Genomic DNA, 20,460 nt, shown 5'->3' on the forward strand with positions numbered 1-20,460 from the left:
GTGGAAGAGGATCGCCGAGGCGACCCAGCGCTGGACGGTCTCGATGTGCATCGGAGCTCTGCGGCTCCGGGCGGGCCCGGTCGACATGCCTTCAGTGTACGCGAATAATTAGTGTCCTAATTGTCGCGTGGAGGGTGATTCCTGCCACCGTCAGCCGCCGGCCGGCACCTCTCGTGGCTCCGGCCGGCGGAAGCCGTTGGCCTCGTTGGCTGCGCCGATGACCCGGGTCAGCACCTGGTGCAGGTGCTGGAGCTCGGAGAATTCCATGCCCAGCCGGTCGACGATCGTCCCAGGGATCTTCTCGGCCTTGCGGCGCAGTCGCCATCCGGTCGGCGTCAGCGTGACCGCGAGCGAGCGCTCGTCACCCTGCGCCCGCGGACGCTCGACGTATCCGGTCGCCTCGAGGCGTTTCAGCAGCGGCGACAAGGTTGCGGGCTCCAGTTGCAGCAGCCGGCTGAGCTCCCTGACCGACAGCGGTGCGTACTGCCACAGCGCGAGCATCACCAGGTACTGCGGGTGCGTGAGCCCGAGCGGCTCCAGCAGCGGGCGGTACACCGCGATCACGCTTCGCGAAGCCACCGCCAGCGCGAAGCACACCTGGTTCTCCAGGTCCAGCGGGTCGACCTCGCCACCGACGTCACTCACGAGCACCTCCACGCAGCGCTGATCATTAGTGCACAAATCTATCACTCGTCGCTGACCTCGGCGGCCGGCGTTCGCCCCACCGACGACCTGCCGGGAGCGTCGACGCCACCCAGTCCGCAGGAACCACTTGTCGCCACCCGGAGCCACCAGGGAAGTAGCGCGGCGAATGGACGGTGGCGGGCGGGGTACCGGCAAGGTCCGCTGAACCGGTCGGTTATGGAGCAGCCGGGGAAGCACCAGCGCGCGAGAACCGAGCAGCAGATGATGATCCCGTCCGAGGTTGTCGAGTCGGTCGACCGGCCGTACCCGGAGCTGGCAGCACAGGTCCTGAAGGAATGGTTCGGCGTCAGCGCCGCCCAGGCGGATGTGCTGATCGCCGACTGGGCGCGGAACTGCCAGCGGTCGCCGAATACGGTCGCCCAGGTGCTGGTGCGCCAGATCTGGCAGGGAACGGACACCACCGTCGACCCCGTCGTTGCCCGAACGCTGGAGGGGGCCCTGCGGAACCTTCCCCATGTAGTTGCCGTGGGCATGGATTCCGGGATGGCGATCCCGGCCCGTGGCGCCGGCTAGCGCCGTCCAGGTCGAACCGCTCCAGCAGGCTGCCCATCGCCTGGCCGGCCGGCTTGCGGGCCTCCAGCACCCACGCAATGTGCCTGGTGACGCCCTGCGGGGCCTCGGACTACGGCAGACTGCCCGCGCTGAGAAGCCAGCGGGCTGCCTCGACGATCGGGATGCCGGCACTGCGCGCGCGGCCGTCGAGCATCGTCAACGCCCCGTCCGCGCTCAGGTCGTACCGCTCGATCAGCACGCCCTGAGCCACGGCGATCGAAAAGGTCGCCGCCTCGTCGACCCGCCCCGGGTCGAGAGCTCCGAAGTCTTCGTCGTCATTGCCCATGGGGCACGACCCTCCGCGACCAGCAGGACTCCCCTGGCCTGTTCGGTCGAACACCGCCGACGAACCGCCCTGGGCGACGGATGCGAGGTGCCGGCGACATCTCCCACCCTACGCCCCCGCAACCAAACGCCCGGTCCGCCGTGTCGGTCCACTCCCGGTGGGTCGCAGAGCGCATATGCCCTGCCACGAGTAGGTTGGGGGTGTACGGCGTGCGGCCGGAAGACCGCCGGTGGAGGTGTCCCGGATGGTGGATCGGACCGAGATCCTGACCAAACTGGCGCGGCTGGCCGCCACGAACGCGCAAGGACACCTGGCCGACCGGCTCTGCGACGCCGCCCGGCTGATCCTGAACGCGACCGGCGCCTGGATCGCTGTGCAGGAAGGTCCCACCCGGCTGGCGCTGAGTGCGACCGACGCCCGGGCCGGCGAGCTCGAGGATCTCCAGGACGTCCTCGGGCAAGGTCCGTGCGTGACCGCCGCCGCAGCCGCGACCACGGTCACGGCGGTCGTCCGCGATCAGCCCGACCCGCGCTGGCCGGAGTTCAGTCGCGCCGCCTGGCAACGGGTCGGCCCGACGACGATCCAGGCGATTCCGATGCGGCCGGGCGATCAGCAGTTCGGCGTCCTGGCGGCCTACTTCACCGACGGCGGGCCGACCGAGTCCGACGAGTCCGCCCTCTTCCTGGCTGCCGCGATCGGTGCGGCGCTGCTGCGCGACCCGGAACTGACCGGCGACCCCGAGGCCGACGGCAAGTGGTCGGCCCGGGCGGAAGTTCACCAGGCGACCGGGATGGTGGTCGTCCAGCTGCGGATCTCACCCGACGACGCGTTGGCCATCCTGCGCGCGCATGCCTACGCCCACGACAGCAGCCTGGGCGAGATCGCCCATCTGGTCGTCACCCGACGACTCGACTTCCGAGGAGACGCATGACCAGCCACGGCACCCCCCAGGCACCGCTGCCAGAACGGGCCGTGCGGGGTCTGGCCGCCGCCACTGCCGCGCTCGTCACGGACCACGACGTGATCGGGTCGATCACCACCCTGCTGCACAGCTGCGCGGAGAGCATCGACGCCGTCGCGGCCGGGATCCTGGTGGCCGGCCCCGGCAACGGCAGGCTGGAATTCCTCACCGCCACTGACCATCGGGCCGAGCACCTGGAGGTCTACCAACTGCAGGTCGACGAAGGACCGGGCGTCGACTGCATCGCGACCGGTCGGCCCGTCACCGCGAGCGGACTCGACGGCATCGCCGCACAGTGGCCGTCACTCCGGGAGGGCTTCAGCGCGGCCGGCTTCGACGGTGTGCACGCCGCGCCGATGAAATGGCACGGTCGGACACTCGGTGCTGTCAACCTCTTCCTCGCCGGCCAGCAGGTGACCGGCGAGAAGAAACTGGTCTCGCAGGCGTTCGCGGACGTCGCGTGTCTCGTCCTCATCCACACCCCTCCGACGCCGGCTGAGGTCGCCGCCCAGACCCGCGCCGCGCTCGCCGACCGCGCCGTCATCGAACGCGCCAAAGGCGTCGTCGCGTACACGGAGAACGTCTCCATGGATGCCGCTTTCGACCGCCTCGTCGACCTCGCGAGACGCCGGGAACAGCCACTCACCGCCACGGCGGCCGACCTGATCGCCCGCGCCGCCGAATGACCCTCGGTCCTCGCTCCGGGCGGCCGCGGATCGGGGGCTGAGGCATGATGGACGTATGGATGAGGCCGATTCCCAGAGGCCTGCGGGGAGCGACGCGCCCGCGGAGCCCGAGAAGACCGCGCTCGACGCCATCAGCGGCGCCGCCGATCGATTCGCTCGGTTGGCGGTCGAACTGCATGACACCGGCGGTGTCCAGGAGACCGTGGACGCCGTGGTCGAGTTCGCCCTCCAGGCTCTGAACTGCTCGCACGCCGGAGTGGCGCTGTCGGTCCGCGGCGGGCCGCAGATTCCGGCGGTGACCGATCCGGTCGTGGCCGAGGTCTACGAGCTCCAGATGAACACCCGGACAGGGCCACTGGTCGAGGCGATGCGCGGACGGGACTCCATCCTGATTCCGGACACGGCGACCGACGAACGCTGGCCCGAGTGGACCGCGAGGGTCCGCGCACTCGGCGTCCGGACCGTGCTCGACGTGCCGCTGACGACCGCCGCGGGCACGATCGGCGTGCTCGGCCTCTACAGCACCAAACCGGACGCGTTCGACGCCGACGACGAGGCCATTGCGCGGATTCTCGCCCGGCACGCCTCGGTCGCCGTCGCGAGCGCCCGGCACGACGAGTCCATGGCTCAGGCCATCGACGCCCGCAAGCTTGTCGGCCAGGCGATGGGCATCCTGATGGAGCGCTACGAGATCGACGGCGACCGTGCGTTCGAAGTCCTGAAGCGCTACTCCCAGGACACCAACACCAAGCTGCGCGACGTCGCGCAGCAACTCGTCGACACCCGCAAACTTCCCCGCTGACGTACGCCGGCAGTCGTCAGTCCTGGTTGTCCCAGCGCAGCAGCGCCGCCATTGGAGCACCGCCGAGAGCGGCCCGTGGCAGAACGGAGACGCGGGCGTCGGTCCGGACCGCCGCGGCCAGCATCGCCTGGTCGGCCCGGACGGCCTCGTCCTGCGGTACAGCGCCGAGGTCCAGGCCGGGGTGGTCCCGTGGCACGAGTTCGAACTCGGCCGCCGCGCCCGGATCGAGCAGCAGCGTCTCCACCTGCCCGCGGACGAACGCGTCCGCCACGTCCCGCACCCCGGTGGCCACCGCGAAGTCCTGTCCGAGCCGGTCCTTCAGCCGGTGGACGAGATCCAGCCGCCGGGCCACGGCGTACTCCATCAGCGCCTCGCGGATCGCCTGCTGCTGCGCCTCGTCGCCACCGTCCTCGGCGCGACCGCCGGACTCCAGCTGGATCAGGGTCGCCTTGGACTTCTCCAGGCTTTCCAGCACCTGTGCCGCCGACCGCGGATCGCCGGCGACGAGGACCAGGCGGATGCCCTTCCCGATCAGTGACTCCAGCTTCTCGACGACGGCGTCGGCGTTCCGCTTCCACACGTTCTCGGTCTCGTGCTGGTACCTCAGCGCGGACCATCCGCCGACCGGAACCTTGTGCACGTGATGGGTCTCGCCGCCGGCGGACACCTCGGACTCGGGCTCCGGTACGTCGGAGTTGTAGACCGCCAGGTCGCTGCCTTCGTGGTCCACCAGCGCCAGCACGAAGCGGACGTTCCGCTCGGCCAGCGCCGCCCACGTCGCCAGGTCCGGTAACGGTCCCCAGCTCACGACCGGCTGGTCGACACGTTGGTGCGTCACCTCGTCGAGCAACACGCCGCCCTCGTTCGCCACGACCATCCGCGCCACCGGAGCCGGAGTCTCGACCCGTTCGGCCAGTCGTTCGGTGACCAGCTCGGCCACGCTGTCCGGAGCCCCCGACCGGGCCAGTTCCTCACCCGCGCCGCGCACCCGCAGTTCGTGCTCCTGGACTCCGGACTCGGAATCACGACTCACGTCCAGAAGCACACTCGCGAACGGTCCCTCACCCTGGTAGACCGGGCTCAGTCGGCTCATGTCCATGCCGACCGGGTACCCCACCGGCCGAACGGAAAACCGGCGCTGTTGTCAGCCGGTGAAGGCATCGCGCTTCGACACGGGCCGGATGCCGGGCTCCTCGATCGCCTTGCGGATCTCGGGGTCGGTCACGACGGCCTGGCCGGAACGCCTGCACCGTGCCGGCATCGACGGCATGGCACATCCCGAAGTCGTCACCTTGCACGATCGGTCACCGGCCACGGGCACTCCGCCGATCAGCGGGCGGAGTCGACCGCACCTCGTCCCCGGCCAGCCGGAGGGTTCGCTCGACGAGTTCGTCGACGGTGATCCGGTCGAAGTCGCGAACCGCGCTGCGCACGCGGACGTGCGTCGTTCCGACCAGCTCGCCCGGTACGCCGGCCGCACCGTTGGCGGCACCGTACACGCTACCGACGGTGGCGGCGTTCGAATCGGTGTCCCGTCCGCCGGAGATCGTGATGCCGACGGCGTCCATGAAGCCGTCGCCCCACCACAGCCCGGCCGCGATCAGAGCGGCGTTGTTGACCGTGTGCACCCAGGAGAGGTGACCGAGCTCGGTATCGACCCAGTCGAGTGCAGCGGTGTGATCGGCGCCGGCGCGGTGCAGCCTCTCGACAGCGTCCAGCGCAGCGACGAGTCGCGACCTGGCCGGGATCAACGACTTCGCCGCCCGCATCGCCTCGTGCACGGAGCCGGTCGCCAGTGCGGCCGACACCAAGCCGGCGGCCCACAGTTCGCCGTACACCCCGTTCGCGACATGCGTCAGCCGGGCGTCGACGAGCGCCAGTCGAGCGGCTTCGCCGGGTCGTCCCGGACTGACCAGACCGAAGGCATCACCGCGGATCAACGCCCCGATCCACTCGCGGTACGGGTTGCGGTGGACAGCGGTCGACGGCGGCCGCAGACCGTGGACGAGGTTCCGGTACGCCGCTCGCTCGGCCGTGTAGGTCTGAGTGAACGGCATCCGGTCCAGCCACTCGCCGGCGATCTGCTCGGTGGTCAGCTCCCGCCCGTACGTCTCGAGCAGGTGGAGCCCCATGATCGTCCAGTCGATGTCGTCGTCGCGCGGAACGTCGGCGAAGCGTCCGGCCGTGGCGGTCCGGGCCGACGGATGGAGGGCCGGCACACCCGCCGGCAGCGGGTCGAGCAGCGGCAGGTATCCGCGTTGCGGCCACTGGCCGGCCGCCCGCAGGTAGCTGTCGATCTCGGCGCGGCTCAGACCCTCGACCGGCTTGCCCAGGGTGTTCCCGACGGTCCGTCCCAGCCAGCAACCTCGGATCCGGTCCGCCAGCGCCTCTGCGGGAACCGCGAACTCCGGCGCGGCAGCCGCCAGGCCCAGCAAAATCGGGTCGTCGTCGGGCTCGTCGAACGGCCAGCCTGGATCTGTCTCGAGCAGGCCGAGGTGACGTTCGATCTGCTCGAGCCGGGCCAGGTCGTTCCGGGCCGCGGCCTCGCGGGCCTCCGCCAGCAGCCCCTGGGCCGGATATCCGCTGTGGACCAACTGCTCCGCCTCGTCGACAACGACATCGCGCGGATCGAGTACGTCGTGCACGCTGCACCTCAGCCATCATGCGAACGGAAGGACGAGGATCAGCACATCACGACGGCGGGCGGCCCGCAGGTTCAGCGCCGGTCGCGGAAGCGGTGCAGGATTCGGCGGCGCGAGGTCGCACCGCGCGGTTCGGCAGGCTCCGGGTTGACCGGCCGGGCGCGATCCGGGGCCGGTGTGTGCAGGCCGCTGGCGGCCGGGTCGAGCTCGATCCGCCGCTCGGTGGGGGTCTCGGCACCGGCCTGCGCCTCGCGGTGCGCGGCGCTGGATTCCTCGACCGAGCGGTACTCCTCCTCGACGGCCGGATCCAGCGCCTGGGTCTGCACCCGGCGGCGCTGGTTGGTGATGTAGTAGGACAGCCAGATCCCGGCGGCGCCCGCGAGCATGACGATCACGCCGATGACGTTGAGGTCCACGGTGCCGCTGTCGTCACGGATGCCAAAGGCAAGGATCGCGCCAGCCGCGATCAGGAAGATGCCGGCTCCGATGCTCATTTCACGCCTCCAGAATTGCCCGATGTGTCCTGGCGCCTCCGGTACCCAGCGTCACGCACCGTGAACCGTGGGCTCAGCTCGCGGCCGCGGCCGGCCTGCGCAGCTGCCGGCCGGACACTCTCCAGCCGGCGAGCAGGTGCTCCGCGAAGAGGTTGTCCACCGCAAGCGAACAGGCCGCGCCGAAGAGGACGTCGCCGATCGCCCCGGGATGCTCCTCGACGTAGCTGCCGCAGAGGTCGTGCGCCGCGATCTGCTCGTGCACCGCGTCGGCCTCGACGTGCTCGGTGAAGTAGCGGGCCTCCTCGTCCGAAGCCCCGAGCCTGATCGCGCCGGCGGCGTACTGCCGGTTCGGCAGCGTGGACGTCATCTCGAGGGCCGCCAGGTGCCCCAGGAGCGCACCGGTCCAGCGGCGGTGGACCGCGAACAGCGACATCACGTTCGACACCGCCAGCGTGACGGCCGGGACCTCGGGGACGTAGTAGCCGTAGCTGTCGTCGAGCGCGAGCCAGCGCATCGTCGTCCGGAAGAGCTCGGAGTGCATCCGGTCCCGGCGGCCGCCGCCGTACTCGTCGGCCTCGATCTCGACCAGGGCGGCCTTGGCGGCCCCGTCCAGGCGCGGGATGCCGAAGCTGTGCGGGTCGGCCTCCTTGAGCTGGTAGACGGACCGGTGCAGCACGAACTGACGGAACCGCTCCTTGGTGGCGTGCCGGCGCAGGTACGGCGCGAGCCGGGGGCCGTCGTCGGCGTCGATCAAGGCCCGCAACTGCGTCGCCACCGGTTCATCGGTCGGACGGATCCGGCAGTTGGCTTCGAGCCAGTCGACCCACGGGCGCTCCAGCCGGGTACGGAAGGCGATGACCTCCGGATCCCACTGACGATCGGGGTCCACCTCGTCGAAGCCGCGGTACTGCAGTTCGTAGGCGACCCACAGGGCGAGCTGGAGATCCTCGTCGGCGTACGGCCGGTCGGACGGTCCGGCCTCGGGCGTCCGGGCCCCGTCGTCGCCGCCCGTGAGCCGGTGGTCCAGCCAGGCGCTCAGCGGGCCTCGTGGCGGTGGTAGTTGCATGCAAGGTCTCCTCTCGAGGCGCCTGGCCGGTACCCGCCGGAAAACCAGGTGAGTTGCGGCGCCGGCGTGGGTACTGCTGGTGCATGACGTCGAAGGATGACCGGGGGACCGAGATCCGTGCCTACCCAGACGGTCCGATCCTGGTCCGGGGCGACTTCCAGCTCCTGGACGAGAACGGCGATCCGCTCCCGGCCGAACGCCGCACGATCGCGCTGTGCCGGTGCGGCCGTACCGGCATTCCGCCGTTCTGCGACGGCACCCACACGCTGCTCCGGCAGCGCCCGGCCGGGTGAGCCTGCCATCAGCGAGTCAGCGGCGCGCGCGCCCGGATGATCACCACGTCCTCCTCGTCGACATGGGCCGGGATGGTCCCCGCGGCCTGCTGCGCACGCATCAGCGGGCCCAGCGGACCCCGCACGGACGACCGCACCTGGACGTCCACCAGCCCGGCCCGGCGCAGCCGCCGGATGGTGGCGTCGATCCCGATCAACGACGAGTGCACGAGCAGCAACGCTCCGCCCGGGCGCAGATGGGCGGGCGCCGCGTCACACAGCGCGTCCAGGACCAGTCGTCCGTCGTGACCCGCCTCCCACGCCCGGGTCGCGCCGTAACGGGGCAGGTCGGGTCGCGGCGACGGTACGTACGGCGGATTGCTCGCAATCAGGTCGAAGCGCTCGCCGGCGACGGGTTCGAATGTGCGTCCCCGGAGCGTGCGGACGCGCAGGCCGGCTCGGAACGCGTTGATGCGGACGGTGAGCAACGCTCGCCGGGAGACGTCGATCGCCGTCGTCGCCGCACCGCCCTCCGCCGCCGCCAGGGCGAGGACGCCGCTCCCGGTGCAGACGTCGAGCGCCCGTCCGTCCGGACCGACCGCCTCGTCGCGGATGGCGTCGGCCAGCATGAACGAGTCGGAGATCGGGGCGAACACGCCCGGTAGGGTCAGCAGTTTCATGCGGTGAACACCTCCGCCAGCCAGGGGACGACGCGTTCCGGCCCGAGCGCTCGGAGCCGCTCCACGGGCGGGTCGTCCACCACGCGCCGGACGTCGTCCAAGCCTCCCGGCGCGAAAGGTTCGGCGGAGTCGATCAGTTCGTGGAGTCGCCGCCGGGTCGACCGGGGCTCGCCAGTGCGGAGGTCGAGGAGTTCTCCCCGTACGCCGTCCCGGAGAGCGGCCCATCGGTTCTCGGCGATCCTCCAGGTCGGCGCCGGCGGCTGGAACTCGCCGAGATGGTGCAGCTCTGCGAGCCTGCCGGACAGAGCGTGAACGAACCGGGCGATCGCGCTCGTGTGCGCCACCGTCGCCTGTACGTCGAGGACGCGGAGTTCCAGCGTGCCGTAGCGCAGGTGCGGCCGCAGTTCCCACCACCACTCCGAAGCGTCGGTCACAGCGCCCCCGCGGACCGCCCAGGCGAGGTTCTCGGCGAAGTCGTCCCAGGACGCGATCGCCGGCGGCACACCCTGTCGCGGCAAGGCGGAGGCGACCAGCGGACGCACCGAGCACAGGCCGGTGTCACGCCCACCGGCGAAGGGGGCGGCCGCGGCCAGCGCGGCCAGCTCCGGGAGAAGGTTCCGCAGAGCGTGGTAGACGCCCAGCGTGCAGTCGGCGTCACCGAAGGCGAGGTGGATCTGCAAGGACGAGACGAGCTGCCGGCCGATCGCCTCCCGGTAGCGGACGCCGAGCTCAGCGGCCCGCCGGGTCGGCGACAGCGCGATGGGTCCGTCGAGGAGCGGATGAACCGGTGCGGCGATCGCCGCGACGTCGGTCCCGCAGGCGTCGGCCACCTGCGCACGGCACGAGCGCAGCTCGTCGACGGCGTCCGCCACCTTGTCGTGCACGGAGGTCGCGATCTCGAGCTGGCACGCCGGAAGCTCGGGCTTCACCCTGGGGTCGGCGACGCGCGCCAGCAGGGAGGCCGCGTCCACGGGCAGGTATCTGCGCCGGTCCACCAGCAGCAACTCCTCCTCGAAGCCCACGGTCCCGGCGACTGTGCGTGCGAACAGCGACCTCAGCAGCCCGGCGTCCAGGGGCAGGTCGCTTCCCGTCATGGGACCAACGGACTCAACATCGGCCACACGAGCCTCCTGTCGGTACCGGCGCCCTGCGCCGGCGGTCGTCCGAGGCTCCGGCTGAACCTCGTTCTCCCGGTTACCCGGCCCATGCACCCGCCCGCCGGTCCGGCAGTCGCCCAGGGTTTGTGCTCGCCCCGGCCCGGGCACTGTCCGCCTTTCGCGGAAGGAGTTCGTCTGTGCGTGCAATGGTCTATCGAGGTCCGTACCGGATTCGGGTCGAGGACAAACCGCGGCCGGTGATCGAGCATCCGAACGACGCGATCGTCCGGGTCACCCGGGCCGCGATCTGCGGGTCCGACCTGCACCTGTACCACGGGATGATGCCGGACACGCGGGTCGGCATGACCTTCGGGCACGAGTTCATCGGCGTCGTGGACGAGGTCGGCCCGTCGGTCCGGACCGTGCAGGCCGGCGACCGGGTGATGGTGCCGTTCAACATCTTCTGCGGGACGTGCTTCTTCTGCGCCCGCGGACTGTACGCCAACTGTCACAACGTCAACCCGAACGCGACCGCGGTCGGCGGGATCTACGGCTACTCGCACACGTGCGGCGGGTACGACGGCGGCCAGGCGGAGTACGTCCGGGTGCCGCTCGCCGACGTCGGACCGAGCTCGATCCCGGACTGGATGGACGACGAGGACGCCGTACTGCTGACCGACGCGGTGGCCACCGGCTACTTCGGCGCCCAGCTCGGCGACATCGCCGAAGGCGACGTGGTCGTGGTCTTCGGCGCCGGACCGGTCGGGTTGTCGGCGGCCGCGTCGGCCTGGCTGATGGGCGCCGGCCGGGTGATCGTGATCGACCACTTGGAGTACCGGCTGGCGAAAGCCCGGTCGTTCGCGCACGCGGAGACTTACAACTTCGCCGAGTACGCCGATGTCGTCGTGCTGATGAAGGAGCTGACCGACCGCATCGGGGCCGACGTGGCGATCGACGCCGTCGGGGCCGAGGCCGACGGCAACCTGCTGCAGCACATCACCTCCGCGAAGCTGAAACTGCAGGGCGGCTCGCCGATCGCCCTCAACTGGGCCATCGACTCGGTCCGCAAGGGCGGCACCGTTTCCGTGATGGGTGCCTACGGCCCGATGTTCAGCGCGGTGAAGTTCGGCGACGCGATGAACAAGGGACTGACGCTGCGGATGAACCAGTGCCCGGTGAAACGGCAGTGGCCACGGCTGTTCGAGCACGTGCGCAACGGCTACCTCAAGCCCCGCGACCTGGTCACCCACCGGATCCCGCTCGAACACATCGCCGAGGGTTACCACATCTTCTCGGCCAAGCTCGACGGGTGCATCAAGCCCCTGGTCGTGACCGACGCCGCCTGACCGGAGCATTCACATGGCCTACACACCGCACAAGCCGCCGAACCCCGAGACCAGCGAGGAACTCCGGGCCCGCATCCCGGGCTGGGGCGCCGATCTCGATCCGGCGAACCGGCCCGCCGTACCGAAGGAGGTGTACGAGCCTCACCCGTACGGCGCCGTCTGGGAGATTCCCGAGTCCCAGCCGGAGAAGTGGCCGCGGGAGCGATCGATCGAGCACGCGTCCGTGACGCCGGTGTTCGGTACGTCCTGCCCGCCGCGCGGTGCCTCCGGGCTGATCCGCAAGCTCGCCTACCGTCGCTACAGCGAGGGCCGGGCCGCGCACTGGCTCCTGCTGATCGCCGCCGACCGGGTCGACACGGTCGGGAGCACGGCGCGGTCCTTCGTCTCGAAACACCCGGACAATCCGCTGATCGAGACCGGGATCCTGGCCGAGGTCAGCCACCACGGCCTCCGGTCCCGCCGCCACCAGAAGCGCGCCGACCTGATCCACCAGTCACTCGACCCCCTCATCGTCGCCGGCCCGTGGGTCGTCGCCGGCCTGCTCGGTTACCGCACCGTCCGCCGTCTCGGCCGCTCGCTGAGAAAGGTCAGCCGGAGCCGCGGCGCCGGCCGATCTCCTCGAGCGTGGTGACGGTGGCCGCGACCGCGGATGGGCGTTCGCCGGAAAGGCACGCTGCCTGGAGGTGCCGTTCGCTCACCGCCGTCCCCGCGCGCCGAGCGCTCGAGGGAGTGCCGACCCGTCGGTGAGGTCAGCGAAAACCTTCGCGCTGGGTCTCCTCGTTGGCTACGCGGACGCCGTAGTGGTACGCGAGCTGGCCGCCGAGCCAGCCGGAGGCGCTGAGCAGGGCGAGGGCGACCAGACTCAGGACGAAGCCACCGACGCTGGCCTGGTCGCGTTCCTGGTTGGCGCGGACCGCGAAGTCGACGGCGAACAGGATCACCACGACCAGATTCAGCGACATGTGCAACAGACCAGTCCGGAAGACCTTCGTACCGCGCGGAATCACGAGAAGGTCCATCAGCCCGAACACGGCGGCCACCACCGCGCCGACCAGGCCGATGCCGATCAGCCAGTAGGCGCCTTCGGCGAACACCGCCTCCCGGCTCGGGCCGGCCAGCGCGACGATGTCGAAGACCGCACTCGCCACCCAGGCACCGATCGGAACGGTGACCAGCACCGGATGGAACGGATGGCCGTACGGGCCGGCCAGACTGTTCTTGGGACGCTTGGCACGCTCGAGATCATTCATCGCCGTTCTCCTGAGCTCGTCGGCGGCCGCATGCCGCCGCCCTCTATCGCCAGTACCCACTGGCGATAGAACCTCACTCAGGTCACCTGCTGGTCGGGCGGATTGTCCCGGCGACTCTCGGTCACGAAACGACTCGGGTCACCGCCGGCACTGGCGGCCGAGGCGAGCCAGGCCTGGAAGCCGTCGGGATCGCGCCGTTCCAACTCGTCCAGGCAGCGCTGTCGCGCGCGCACGATCCGGATCCGGGCGGCGGGTGTCGGCGCCTGCCTCAGCGAGAGATAGCTCTCCCGCCACTCCTGGCAGAGCTGCCTCGTGCTGACAGCTCCGGGCGGCGGCTCAGGCGCTCGCGTGACGCCGGAGAGCATCCGGCCGACGAGTCTCGGCGAGCTCACGCCCACCAGCAGGAGCAGGAGAACCACGCTGCCCTGCAGTACGGCGCCCAGCCCGAGAACGGCGATCACCGCCACAGCCACGACCAGGGCACGCAGGAGTGATTCGACGCCCGATCTGCCCGCCTGTCTGTCCTTCGCCGAACGACCGACGACCGCGACGAACGCCAGGATGATCGCGAGCAACCCCACCAGCACCCAGACCTTCACCGGCAGCACGATCAGCCCGGCCACCACCCCCGCGGTGATGAGCACACCGCACATCGAACGCCAGATGACTCGATAGACCGCCATCCAACCCTCCAACACATCCCAGAGGCGAGTAATCCCAAGTACCCCCACCGCCACCCCACTAACCCGCCGACCGACGCGGTTGGCGGACTCAGCTGGGGCTGACCCGGTCGAGGATGATCGTCTCGCCGCGGGCAGGTGCGCTGACCTGCCAGCCGGACGGACTTGCGGCGACCCGGTCGAGGAAGTCCGACAAGGGTGAGCGGAACACCCGGTAGTCGTCGTAGTGGACGGGCACGGCCAGCCGCGGACGGATCCGCTCCAGGAAGTCGAGTCCCTGGACGTCGTCCATGGTCACGGTGGCGAACAGGATCCGCGTACCACCGAGATGGACGACGGCGACGTCGATCTCGCGATGCCGCTCGCGGATCTGGTCGAGATGGTCGCCGGTCAACGTGTCCCCGCTCAGGTAGACGCGCCGACGTACCTCGCCGGCCACCCGGTGGATGAGCAGCGATCCCATCACCGGCGGCAACAGCTTCGCCATCATCCCGCGGGCATGGATCCCGGGCAGGGACTCGACCGTGAGCGACTCACTTCCCAGCTGCTGGTCGTACGTCTCCCAGACCGGGAGGCCCTCCGCGGCGAAACCCCAGCGGCGCAGACGGTCCGCGGCTGGTTCTGTGGTGACCACCGGAACCGTCCGGTCCAGCCTGCGCCGGGCGATCCGGTCGAAGTGGTCGCCGTGCAGATGCGACAGCACAACGAGGTCCAGACCCGGCAACTCCTCAGGCGTGAGCGCTGGATCGGTGAGCCGCCTGGTCCACAGCCCCTTGCCGAGATAGGCCCGCTGGCCGCGGTGCAGGAAGTTCGGGTCGGTCAGCACCGTGAACGACCCGAGCCGGATGAGGGTGGTCGCATTCCCGACGAAGGTGATGGAGTCCATCGAACCTCTGGTCCTCTCCGCCGTCAGAGCAGCAGATTGAGCACGATCGTGAGGAGGACGGACAGCACGGCCGACACCAGGATCATCAGCAGGCACCCGGCCGTGCCTCCCGCCGGACGGATCGCCATCACTTGTCCGGAGTCTCGTCCGGGGGCGTGGTGTCGACCCGGCGGATTTTGGTGTGCTCGGTCGAGTGGGCCGCGGTCTCGCCCGAGTCGTGGCCCTTGATCGACTTCGCCGCCGAGGCCGCGCCGCGCCCGGCGGCGAACAGCGCCCACAGTACGAAGGCGACGGCGACCAGCACGATCACCATCACCAGAATCCACAGCGGTGCACCCATCATCGCCTCCAGGTCGAAAAGCCTTCGGTACCCCGCCCGGCCGCGTGCAACCGCACCTTCGCCGTACCGGGCCGAATGCAGGCGGTCACCTGGGGTACCGCGAGGTCATGACTGAGAACGGACAACTCGCCCTGGTCACCGGAGCCTCGAGCGGGATCGGCCTCGAGCTCGCGCGGCAATTCGCCAAGCACGGCTTCGACCTCGTCGTCGCGGCCGAGGACGACGCGATCGAGACCGTCGCTCCCGAACTGCGGACCGCCGGTGACCGCTCGGTCCAGGTCGAGGCGGTCCGCGTCGACCTGGCGACGCCGGAGGGGATCCAGCGGCTCGTCACTTGTGTCGGTGACCGCCCGCTCGACGCGGCGGCGCTGAACGCGGGGACCGGGCTCGGTGGCTCCTTCGCGGAGAACGACCTCGCGGCCGAGCTGCGGATCATCGACCTGAACGCCAAGTCGACCGTCGCGCTCGCCAAGCCTGTCCTGCGCGACATGGTCGCCCGGGGCCAGGGGCGGCTGCTGATCACGTCCTCGATCGCAGCCACGATGCCGGGCTCGTACCAAGCGGTGTACAACGCCAGCAAGTCGTTTCTCCAGTCCTTCGCTCAGGCCCTGCAGGACGAACTGAAGGACTCACCCGTCACGGTCACCTCGCTGATGCCGGGCCCGACCGACACCCAGTTTTTCCGCCGGGCCGGGATGGAGGACACGCCGGTCGGGCAGTCGGACAGCAAGGACGACCCCGCCGAGGTCGCCCGCCAGGGCTTCGAGGCGATGATGGCCGGCCGCGACCGGGTCGTCGCCGAGTCGCTGATGACGAAGGCGCAGGAGCTGGCCAACAAAGTCATGCCGGACAAGCTGAAGGCCGCGGCCCACCGGAAGATGGCTGAGCCGAAGGGAGGCTAGCTGCTGCACTAGGGTGCAGGCATGGGGAGCAGTGTCTACGTCGCCTCGGTAGAGGGGTCCACGGGGAAATCCACCGTCGCCCTCGGCGTGCTGCAGCTACTGTCGCGCCGCGTCGAGCGGGTTGGTGTGTTCCGGCCGATCGTCCGCCCGGACGCGGCCCTGCACGGCGGCCGCGACTACGTCCTCGACCTCCTGATCGCGCACGACGCCGTGGGCCTCGAGTACGACGACTGCGTCGGCGTCACGTACGACGCGGTTCACGCCGACCCGGTCGCGGCGATGGGGCTGATCGTGCAGCGCTACCACGCTGTCGCCGACCGGACCGACGCCGTACTGGTCGTCGGGAGCGACTACACCGATGTGGGCACGCCGACCGAGTTCTCGTACAACGCGAAGATCGCCGCCAACCTCGGCACGCCGGTGCTGCTGGTGCTCAACGGGTTCCGGCGCAGCCCGCGGGACCTGCGGGCGATCGCGGACCTCGCGGTCGGCGAACTGCAGGCGAACCACGGCTCGCTCGCTGCGCTGGTCGCGAACCGGGTCGATCCGGACCGGATTCCCGACGCGGTGGCCGCGCTCGCCGGCGCCGGCGGACCGGCGTTCGCGCTCCCGGAGGAACCGCTGCTGAGCCAGCCCACGGTCGCTGACCTGCTGGCGCCGATCGGCGCCGGTCTCGTCTCCGGCGACCCGGCGTTGCTCGCCCGGGAGGTGACCGGGGTCGTGATCGCCGGGATGACGATGCCGAACGTGCTCGACCGGCTGTTCGACGGCGCCGCCGTAGTGACCGCCGCCGACCGGCCCGAGGTCGTCCTCGGCGTACTGATGGCGCACGCCTCGCTCAACTTCCCCCAGATCTCCACCGTGGTCCTGAACGGCGGATTCAGCCTGCCGGCTCAGGTCCAGCGACTGATCGACGGCCTCGGGGTCACCCTGCCGATCCTCGAGACCACGCTCGACACCCAGTCGACGTCGACTGCGCTGACCGCGGTCCGCGGCCGGCTCACCAAGGAGTCACCGCGCAAGGTCGACGCGGCGCTCACGCTGTTCGACCAGCACGTGGACGGTACGGCGCTGCTCGACCAGCTGGCCGTGGCCCGCAGCAGCGCGGTGACGCCGTTGATGTTCGAGCACCAGCTGATCGACCAGGCGGTTGCCCAGCGCAAGCACATCGTCCTGCCCGAGGGTGACGAGGAACGGATCCTGCGCGCCACCGACGTCCTGCTGCGCCGGGGGGTGGCCGATCTGACGCTGCTCGGGAACCCGGTCGCCATCAGTGCGAAGGCGGCCGCCCTGGGTGTCGACGTCGCCGCGGCCAAGGTCCTCGATCCCGAGCACGACGACCTCGCCGAGCAACTCGCGGCCGAGCTGCACCGGCTCCGGCGGCACCGCGGCGTCGACCTCGACCGTGCCCGCGAACTGGTCCGGGACGTCTCGTACTTCGGCACGATGATGGTTCAGCTCGGGCTCGCCGACGGCATGGTCTCCGGCGCGGTCCACACCACCGCGCACACCATCCGGCCGGCGCTCGAGGCCGTCAAGACCGTGCCCGGGGTGTCGGTGGTCTCGTCGGTGTTCTTCATGTGCCTGCAGAACCAGGTCCTGGTGTACGGCGACTGCGCGGTCAACCCGGACCCGACCGCCGAGCAGCTGGCGGACATCGCGATCTCGTCCGCCGAGACAGCGGTCGCCTTCGGCGTCGAGCCGCGGGTCGCCATGCTGTCCTACTCGACCGGTACCTCGGGGTCCGGCACCGACGTCGAAAAGGTGTCCAAGGCAACGAACATCATCCGGGAGCGCGCGCCGGAGCTCCCGGTCGAGGGACCGATCCAGTACGACGCCGCCATCGACGAGGCCGTCGCCCGGACGAAGCTGCCCGGCTCCCCCGTCGCCGGCCGGGCGACGGTGTTCATCTTCCCCGACCTCAACACCGGCAACAACACGTACAAGGCGGTCCAGCGCTCGGCGAACGCGGTCGCGGTCGGTCCGGTCCTGCAGGGCCTCCGCAAACCGGTCAACGACCTGTCCCGCGGGGCGACCGTCCGCGACATCGTCAACACGGTCGCGATCACCGCCGTCCAGGCCCAGCAGGCCCCCGGAGGCAGCGACCGATGACCGATCACGTCCTGGTGATCAACACCGGCTCCTCGTCGCTGAAGTACAGCCTGGTCGACGCCCGGACCGGCGAGGCGGCCGGTTCCGGACTCGCCGAGCGGATCGGCGAGAGCCAGGGACACCACGTCCACCGCGGTCCGGACGGCGAGACCGGGACGACCGCGAAGATCCCGACGCACGAGGACGCCCTGCGTGCGGCGATCGAGGCCTTCGAGTCGCACGGACCGTCGCTCGACGACGTCGAGATCGCGGCCGTAGGTCATCGCGTCGTCCACGGCGGCTCGCGGTTCGGCGCCCCGGCGCTGATCGACGACGACCTGATCGCCGCGGTCACCGACCTGGTGCCGCTCGCCCCGCTGCACAACCCGGCCAACGTGGAGGGGATGAAGGTCGCGCGCAGGCTCTTCCCCGACCTGCCGCAGGTCGCCGTCTTCGACACCGCGTTCCACCAGACGCTGCCACCGCACGCCTACACGTACGCCGTACCGAGGTCGTGGTCCGAGGAGCACGGGATCCGCCGGTACGGCTTCCACGGCACGTCGCACGCGTTCGTCTCGCAGGAGGCGGCCCGGCTGCTCGACCGGGAACCGGACGACGTGAACGCGATCGTCCTGCACCTCGGCAACGGCTGCTCGGCGTCCGCCGTCCGCGGCGGGCGGTCGGTGGAGACGTCGATGGGTCTCACGCCGCTCGAGGGCCTGGTGATGGGCACCCGTTCGGGCGACGTGGACCCGGCGGTCCCGGCGTACCTGATGCGGGAGCTGGACCTGTCGATGGACGACATCGACCAGGCGCTGAACAAGTCCTCGGGTCTGCAGGGGCTGACCGGCGAGAACGACTTCCGCGAGGTCTCCCGGCTGCGCGCCGGCGGCGACGAGCGGGCCGCGCTGGCGTTCGACGTCTACTGCCATCGCATCCGCAAGTACGTCGGCGCGTACTACGCCGTGCTCGGGACCGTCGACGCCGTCGTGTTCACCGCCGGAGTCGGGGAGAACTCCGCCGAGGTCCGGGCGGCCGCCCTGAGCGGACTGCAGCGGCTCGGCATCACCGTCGACGAGAACCTCAACGCCGCGCAGTCGAAGGAGGCCCGCCGCATCTCCCCCGACGACGGCGAGGTCGCCGTTCTCGTCGTCCCGACCAACGAGGAGTGGCAGATCGCCCGCGAGAGCCTCAACCTGGTCCGCTCCCGGTAGCCGGGAGCTCGACCGCCGTCGCCCGCGGCAGATCGCGCACCGACCGCGACGCCAGCGTGACCAGCGCGATCACGACGTACGCGATCCCGGCGATCACCATCACCCGCTGGACGCCGAACGCCAGCCCGAGGGGACCGAACAGCAACTGGCCGACAGGGATCGCCACGAACGAGCCGAGCATGTCGTAGGAGTAGGCGCGCGAGAGCATCTCGTCCGGCACGTGTTCCTGCATCGCGAGATCCCAGCCGAGCCCGAAGACCTGGCTGCCGACACCGGCCAGGAAGGCTCCGACCATGCCCACCAGCAGGATGGGCTCGACGCCGAGAACCAGCATCGGGATGCCGTTGAGGGCGACCGCGACCATTCCCCACAGCAGCGGTCGCCGGAACGAGATCCGGATCAGCGCGAGCGAGCAGGCCAGGAAGCCGACCGCCTGGGCCGAACGGATCAGTCCCCAGCCGGCCTCGCCGATGTCGGTCTGGGTGGCGAGCACCGGGCCAAGGGTGTTGAATCCGCCGCTGCCGATCGCGTTCAGCAAGGAGAACGACGCGACGACCACCCAGAGCCAGGTGGTGGACCGGAAGTAGGTCCACCCTTCGCGCAGGTCGGCGACGGCGCCCTTGCGCAGCTGGCCTTCGGCCGGCCGCGGGATGCGCACCCGGGTCAGCACCAGCATCGCCAGCAGATAGGTCGCGCCGTCCACGGCCAGGGCCCAGCCCGGCCCGACGACGGCGACGAGCACGCCGCTCACCGCCGGACCGAGCACCATCAGCGCGTTCTCGGGCACCGCGAGCACCAGGTTCGCCGCCTTGAGCTGATCGCGTGGAACCAACTGCGGCAGTACACCGGCGAGGGCCGGCATGCCCGCGGCGGTGGCGGTGCCGTTGATTGCGGCGAGCGCCGCCAGATGCCAGACCTCAGCGGTACCGGTGATCACCAGCGCGGCCGTCGCCAACTGGCTGAGGCCGGACAGCGCGTTGGTCGCCTGGATCACCAGCGTCCGGCCGAACCGGTCGGCCAGCACGCCACCGGCCAGCAGGAACACCACCATCGGGATGCTGTACGCCGCGAGCACCGTGCCGAGCGCGGTCGCGGAGTCGCTGACCTCGAGCACGGCGAACGCGAGCGCGACGCCTGCCATCGTCGTACCGGCGCGGTCGATCAGCCGGGACAGCCAGTAGTAACGGAAGTTCCGCTCGCGCAGCGGAGCCAGTACGCTCACGACCGCGCCTTCTTGGTCATCTGGAACGTCCAGGAGGTCGCACTGACGTGCACGGTCCCCGGCGTCCGCGGCGGCTGGTTGTGGTCGTGCATCAGCACCGACGCCTCCATCAGCAGCTCACGCACCCGCTCCCACACCTCCGGCGTCACCCAGCCCTCGAGGTCGCTGAGGTGGTTCGGCGACCCCGCCTTCCGCTGCCCCACCCGCCGTTCGAGCTCGCGCGCGAGCGCCCGTACCTCGGCGATCCGGCTCACTGTGGTGGCCCGAGTCTTGTGCTGTCCACGCT

The 20,460-nt window shown here is 70.4% G+C and carries 24 protein-coding genes; 10 read left to right on the forward strand and 14 right to left on the reverse strand.

Features of this window, described 5'->3' with window-relative positions:
* Positions 1-150: 150 nt before the first annotated feature.
* The gene (locus tag E1218_RS37480) at positions 151-645 is read right to left on the reverse strand and encodes a MarR family winged helix-turn-helix transcriptional regulator (RefSeq protein WP_132324940.1); all 495 of its coding nucleotides are present in this window, start codon (positions 643-645) and stop codon (positions 151-153) included.
* 216 nt (positions 646-861) lie between these two features.
* On the opposite strand from E1218_RS37480, the gene E1218_RS37485 reads away from it, so the two are divergent.
* Positions 862-1,218: a hypothetical protein gene (locus E1218_RS37485; protein ID WP_132324942.1), complete on the forward strand. Its 357-nt coding sequence runs from the start codon at positions 862-864 to the stop codon at positions 1,216-1,218.
* 109 nt (positions 1,219-1,327) lie between these two features.
* Here the strand turns inward: E1218_RS37485 and E1218_RS26800 are convergent, their stop codons facing one another.
* Positions 1,328-1,543, reverse strand: a complete 216-nt coding sequence (locus tag E1218_RS26800) for an ANTAR domain-containing protein (RefSeq protein WP_132324945.1) — start codon at positions 1,541-1,543, stop codon at positions 1,328-1,330.
* Between the two features lie 244 nt (positions 1,544-1,787).
* Between E1218_RS26800 and E1218_RS26805 the strand changes: the two genes are divergently transcribed.
* The 3 genes from E1218_RS26805 to E1218_RS26815 are packed head-to-tail and all read left to right on the forward strand — an operon-like array spanning position 1,788 to position 3,992.
* Positions 1,788-2,474, forward strand: coding sequence for an ANTAR domain-containing protein (locus E1218_RS26805; protein WP_132324948.1), 687 nt, complete (start codon positions 1,788-1,790; stop codon positions 2,472-2,474).
* On the forward strand, positions 2,471-3,190 hold the full coding sequence (locus E1218_RS26810; RefSeq protein ID WP_132324951.1) for a GAF and ANTAR domain-containing protein: 720 nt from the start codon (positions 2,471-2,473) through the stop codon (positions 3,188-3,190). Before E1218_RS26805 ends, E1218_RS26810 begins: the two co-directional genes overlap by 4 nt.
* A 55-nt stretch (positions 3,191-3,245) precedes the next feature.
* A complete protein-coding gene (locus E1218_RS26815) occupies positions 3,246-3,992 on the forward strand; it encodes a GAF and ANTAR domain-containing protein (RefSeq protein ID WP_132324954.1) in 747 nt (248 codons plus the stop codon).
* A 16-nt stretch (positions 3,993-4,008) separates the two neighbouring features.
* On the opposite strand, the gene E1218_RS26820 is transcribed toward E1218_RS26815, so the two are convergent.
* From E1218_RS26820 to E1218_RS26835, 4 genes are all read right to left on the reverse strand, one after another.
* On the reverse strand, positions 4,009-5,091 hold the full coding sequence (locus tag E1218_RS26820) for a baeRF2 domain-containing protein (protein WP_132324956.1): 1,083 nt from the start codon (positions 5,089-5,091) through the stop codon (positions 4,009-4,011).
* Between the two features lie 205 nt (positions 5,092-5,296).
* Complete coding sequence (locus E1218_RS26825) at positions 5,297-6,637, reverse strand: ADP-ribosylglycohydrolase family protein (protein ID WP_132324959.1); 1,341 nt, start codon at positions 6,635-6,637, stop codon at positions 5,297-5,299.
* Between the two features lie 71 nt (positions 6,638-6,708).
* Positions 6,709-7,128 (reverse strand): DUF6458 family protein, encoded by a 420-nt coding sequence (locus E1218_RS36755; RefSeq protein ID WP_202866205.1) that lies wholly within the window; start codon positions 7,126-7,128, stop codon positions 6,709-6,711.
* A 73-nt stretch (positions 7,129-7,201) separates the two neighbouring features.
* Entirely contained in the window at positions 7,202-8,194 is a 993-nt protein-coding gene (locus tag E1218_RS26835) for an iron-containing redox enzyme family protein (protein WP_132324962.1), read from the reverse strand.
* Between the two features lie 83 nt (positions 8,195-8,277).
* Between E1218_RS26835 and E1218_RS26840 the strand changes: the two genes are divergently transcribed.
* On the forward strand, positions 8,278-8,487 hold the full coding sequence (locus E1218_RS26840) for a CDGSH iron-sulfur domain-containing protein (protein WP_132324965.1): 210 nt from the start codon (positions 8,278-8,280) through the stop codon (positions 8,485-8,487).
* Between the two features lie 8 nt (positions 8,488-8,495).
* Here the strand turns inward: E1218_RS26840 and E1218_RS26845 are convergent, their stop codons facing one another.
* Positions 8,496-9,146 carry a HemK2/MTQ2 family protein methyltransferase gene (locus tag E1218_RS26845; RefSeq protein ID WP_132324968.1) on the reverse strand — a complete coding sequence of 217 codons (651 nt, stop codon included), beginning with the start codon at positions 9,144-9,146 and terminating at the stop codon, positions 8,496-8,498.
* Positions 9,143-10,240: a carboxylate-amine ligase gene (locus E1218_RS26850; protein WP_132324971.1), complete on the reverse strand. Its 1,098-nt coding sequence runs from the start codon at positions 10,238-10,240 to the stop codon at positions 9,143-9,145. Before E1218_RS26850 ends, E1218_RS26845 begins: the two co-directional genes overlap by 4 nt.
* A 209-nt stretch (positions 10,241-10,449) precedes the next feature.
* Here E1218_RS26850 and E1218_RS26855 point away from each other — a divergent pair, with 209 nt between their 5' ends.
* Together E1218_RS26855 and E1218_RS26860 are read left to right on the forward strand one after the other, a co-directional pair.
* Positions 10,450-11,589, forward strand: a complete 1,140-nt coding sequence (locus E1218_RS26855) for a zinc-dependent alcohol dehydrogenase (RefSeq protein ID WP_233712491.1) — start codon at positions 10,450-10,452, stop codon at positions 11,587-11,589.
* Positions 11,590-11,602: 13 nt separating this feature from the next.
* The gene (locus E1218_RS26860) at positions 11,603-12,220 is read left to right on the forward strand and encodes a hypothetical protein (protein ID WP_132324977.1); all 618 of its coding nucleotides are present in this window, start codon (positions 11,603-11,605) and stop codon (positions 12,218-12,220) included.
* A 118-nt stretch (positions 12,221-12,338) separates the two neighbouring features.
* On the opposite strand, the gene E1218_RS26865 is transcribed toward E1218_RS26860, so the two are convergent.
* From E1218_RS26865 to E1218_RS26880, 4 genes are all read right to left on the reverse strand, one after another.
* Positions 12,339-12,839 carry a DUF2231 domain-containing protein gene (locus E1218_RS26865; RefSeq protein ID WP_132324980.1) on the reverse strand — a complete coding sequence of 167 codons (501 nt, stop codon included), beginning with the start codon at positions 12,837-12,839 and terminating at the stop codon, positions 12,339-12,341.
* 77 nt (positions 12,840-12,916) lie between these two features.
* On the reverse strand, positions 12,917-13,522 hold the full coding sequence (locus tag E1218_RS26870; protein ID WP_132324982.1) for a hypothetical protein: 606 nt from the start codon (positions 13,520-13,522) through the stop codon (positions 12,917-12,919).
* An 88-nt stretch (positions 13,523-13,610) separates the two neighbouring features.
* Positions 13,611-14,405, reverse strand: a complete 795-nt coding sequence (locus tag E1218_RS26875) for an MBL fold metallo-hydrolase (protein WP_132324984.1) — start codon at positions 14,403-14,405, stop codon at positions 13,611-13,613.
* 127 nt (positions 14,406-14,532) lie between these two features.
* Positions 14,533-14,745, reverse strand: coding sequence for a hypothetical protein (locus E1218_RS26880; protein ID WP_132324987.1), 213 nt, complete (start codon positions 14,743-14,745; stop codon positions 14,533-14,535).
* Between the two features lie 107 nt (positions 14,746-14,852).
* Between E1218_RS26880 and E1218_RS26885 the strand changes: the two genes are divergently transcribed.
* Genes E1218_RS26885 through E1218_RS26895 form a run of 3 tightly spaced genes read left to right on the forward strand, consistent with a single transcriptional unit; the run spans position 14,853 to position 18,952 of the window.
* Positions 14,853-15,647 carry an SDR family NAD(P)-dependent oxidoreductase gene (locus E1218_RS26885; protein WP_132324990.1) on the forward strand — a complete coding sequence of 265 codons (795 nt, stop codon included), beginning with the start codon at positions 14,853-14,855 and terminating at the stop codon, positions 15,645-15,647.
* Between the two features lie 21 nt (positions 15,648-15,668).
* Entirely contained in the window at positions 15,669-17,759 is a 2,091-nt protein-coding gene (pta, locus tag E1218_RS26890) for a phosphate acetyltransferase (protein WP_132324993.1), read from the forward strand.
* Positions 17,756-18,952, forward strand: coding sequence for an acetate/propionate family kinase (locus tag E1218_RS26895; protein ID WP_132324996.1), 1,197 nt, complete (start codon positions 17,756-17,758; stop codon positions 18,950-18,952). The genes pta and E1218_RS26895 overlap by 4 nt, the downstream gene beginning before the upstream one ends.
* Here E1218_RS26895 and E1218_RS26900 read toward each other — a convergent pair.
* A complete protein-coding gene (locus E1218_RS26900; protein ID WP_132324999.1) occupies positions 18,930-20,174 on the reverse strand; it encodes an MFS transporter in 1,245 nt (414 codons plus the stop codon). The genes E1218_RS26895 and E1218_RS26900 overlap by 23 nt on opposite strands.
* Positions 20,171-20,460, reverse strand: a 290-nt coding sequence (locus E1218_RS26905; protein ID WP_202866206.1) for a hypothetical protein, incomplete at its 5' end; no start/stop codon positions are given. The genes E1218_RS26905 and E1218_RS26900, both read right to left, overlap by 4 nt.

Origin of the sequence: Kribbella turkmenica, assembly GCF_004348725.1 — a bacterium.
Classification (GTDB): Bacteria; Actinomycetota; Actinomycetes; order Propionibacteriales; family Kribbellaceae; genus Kribbella; species Kribbella turkmenica.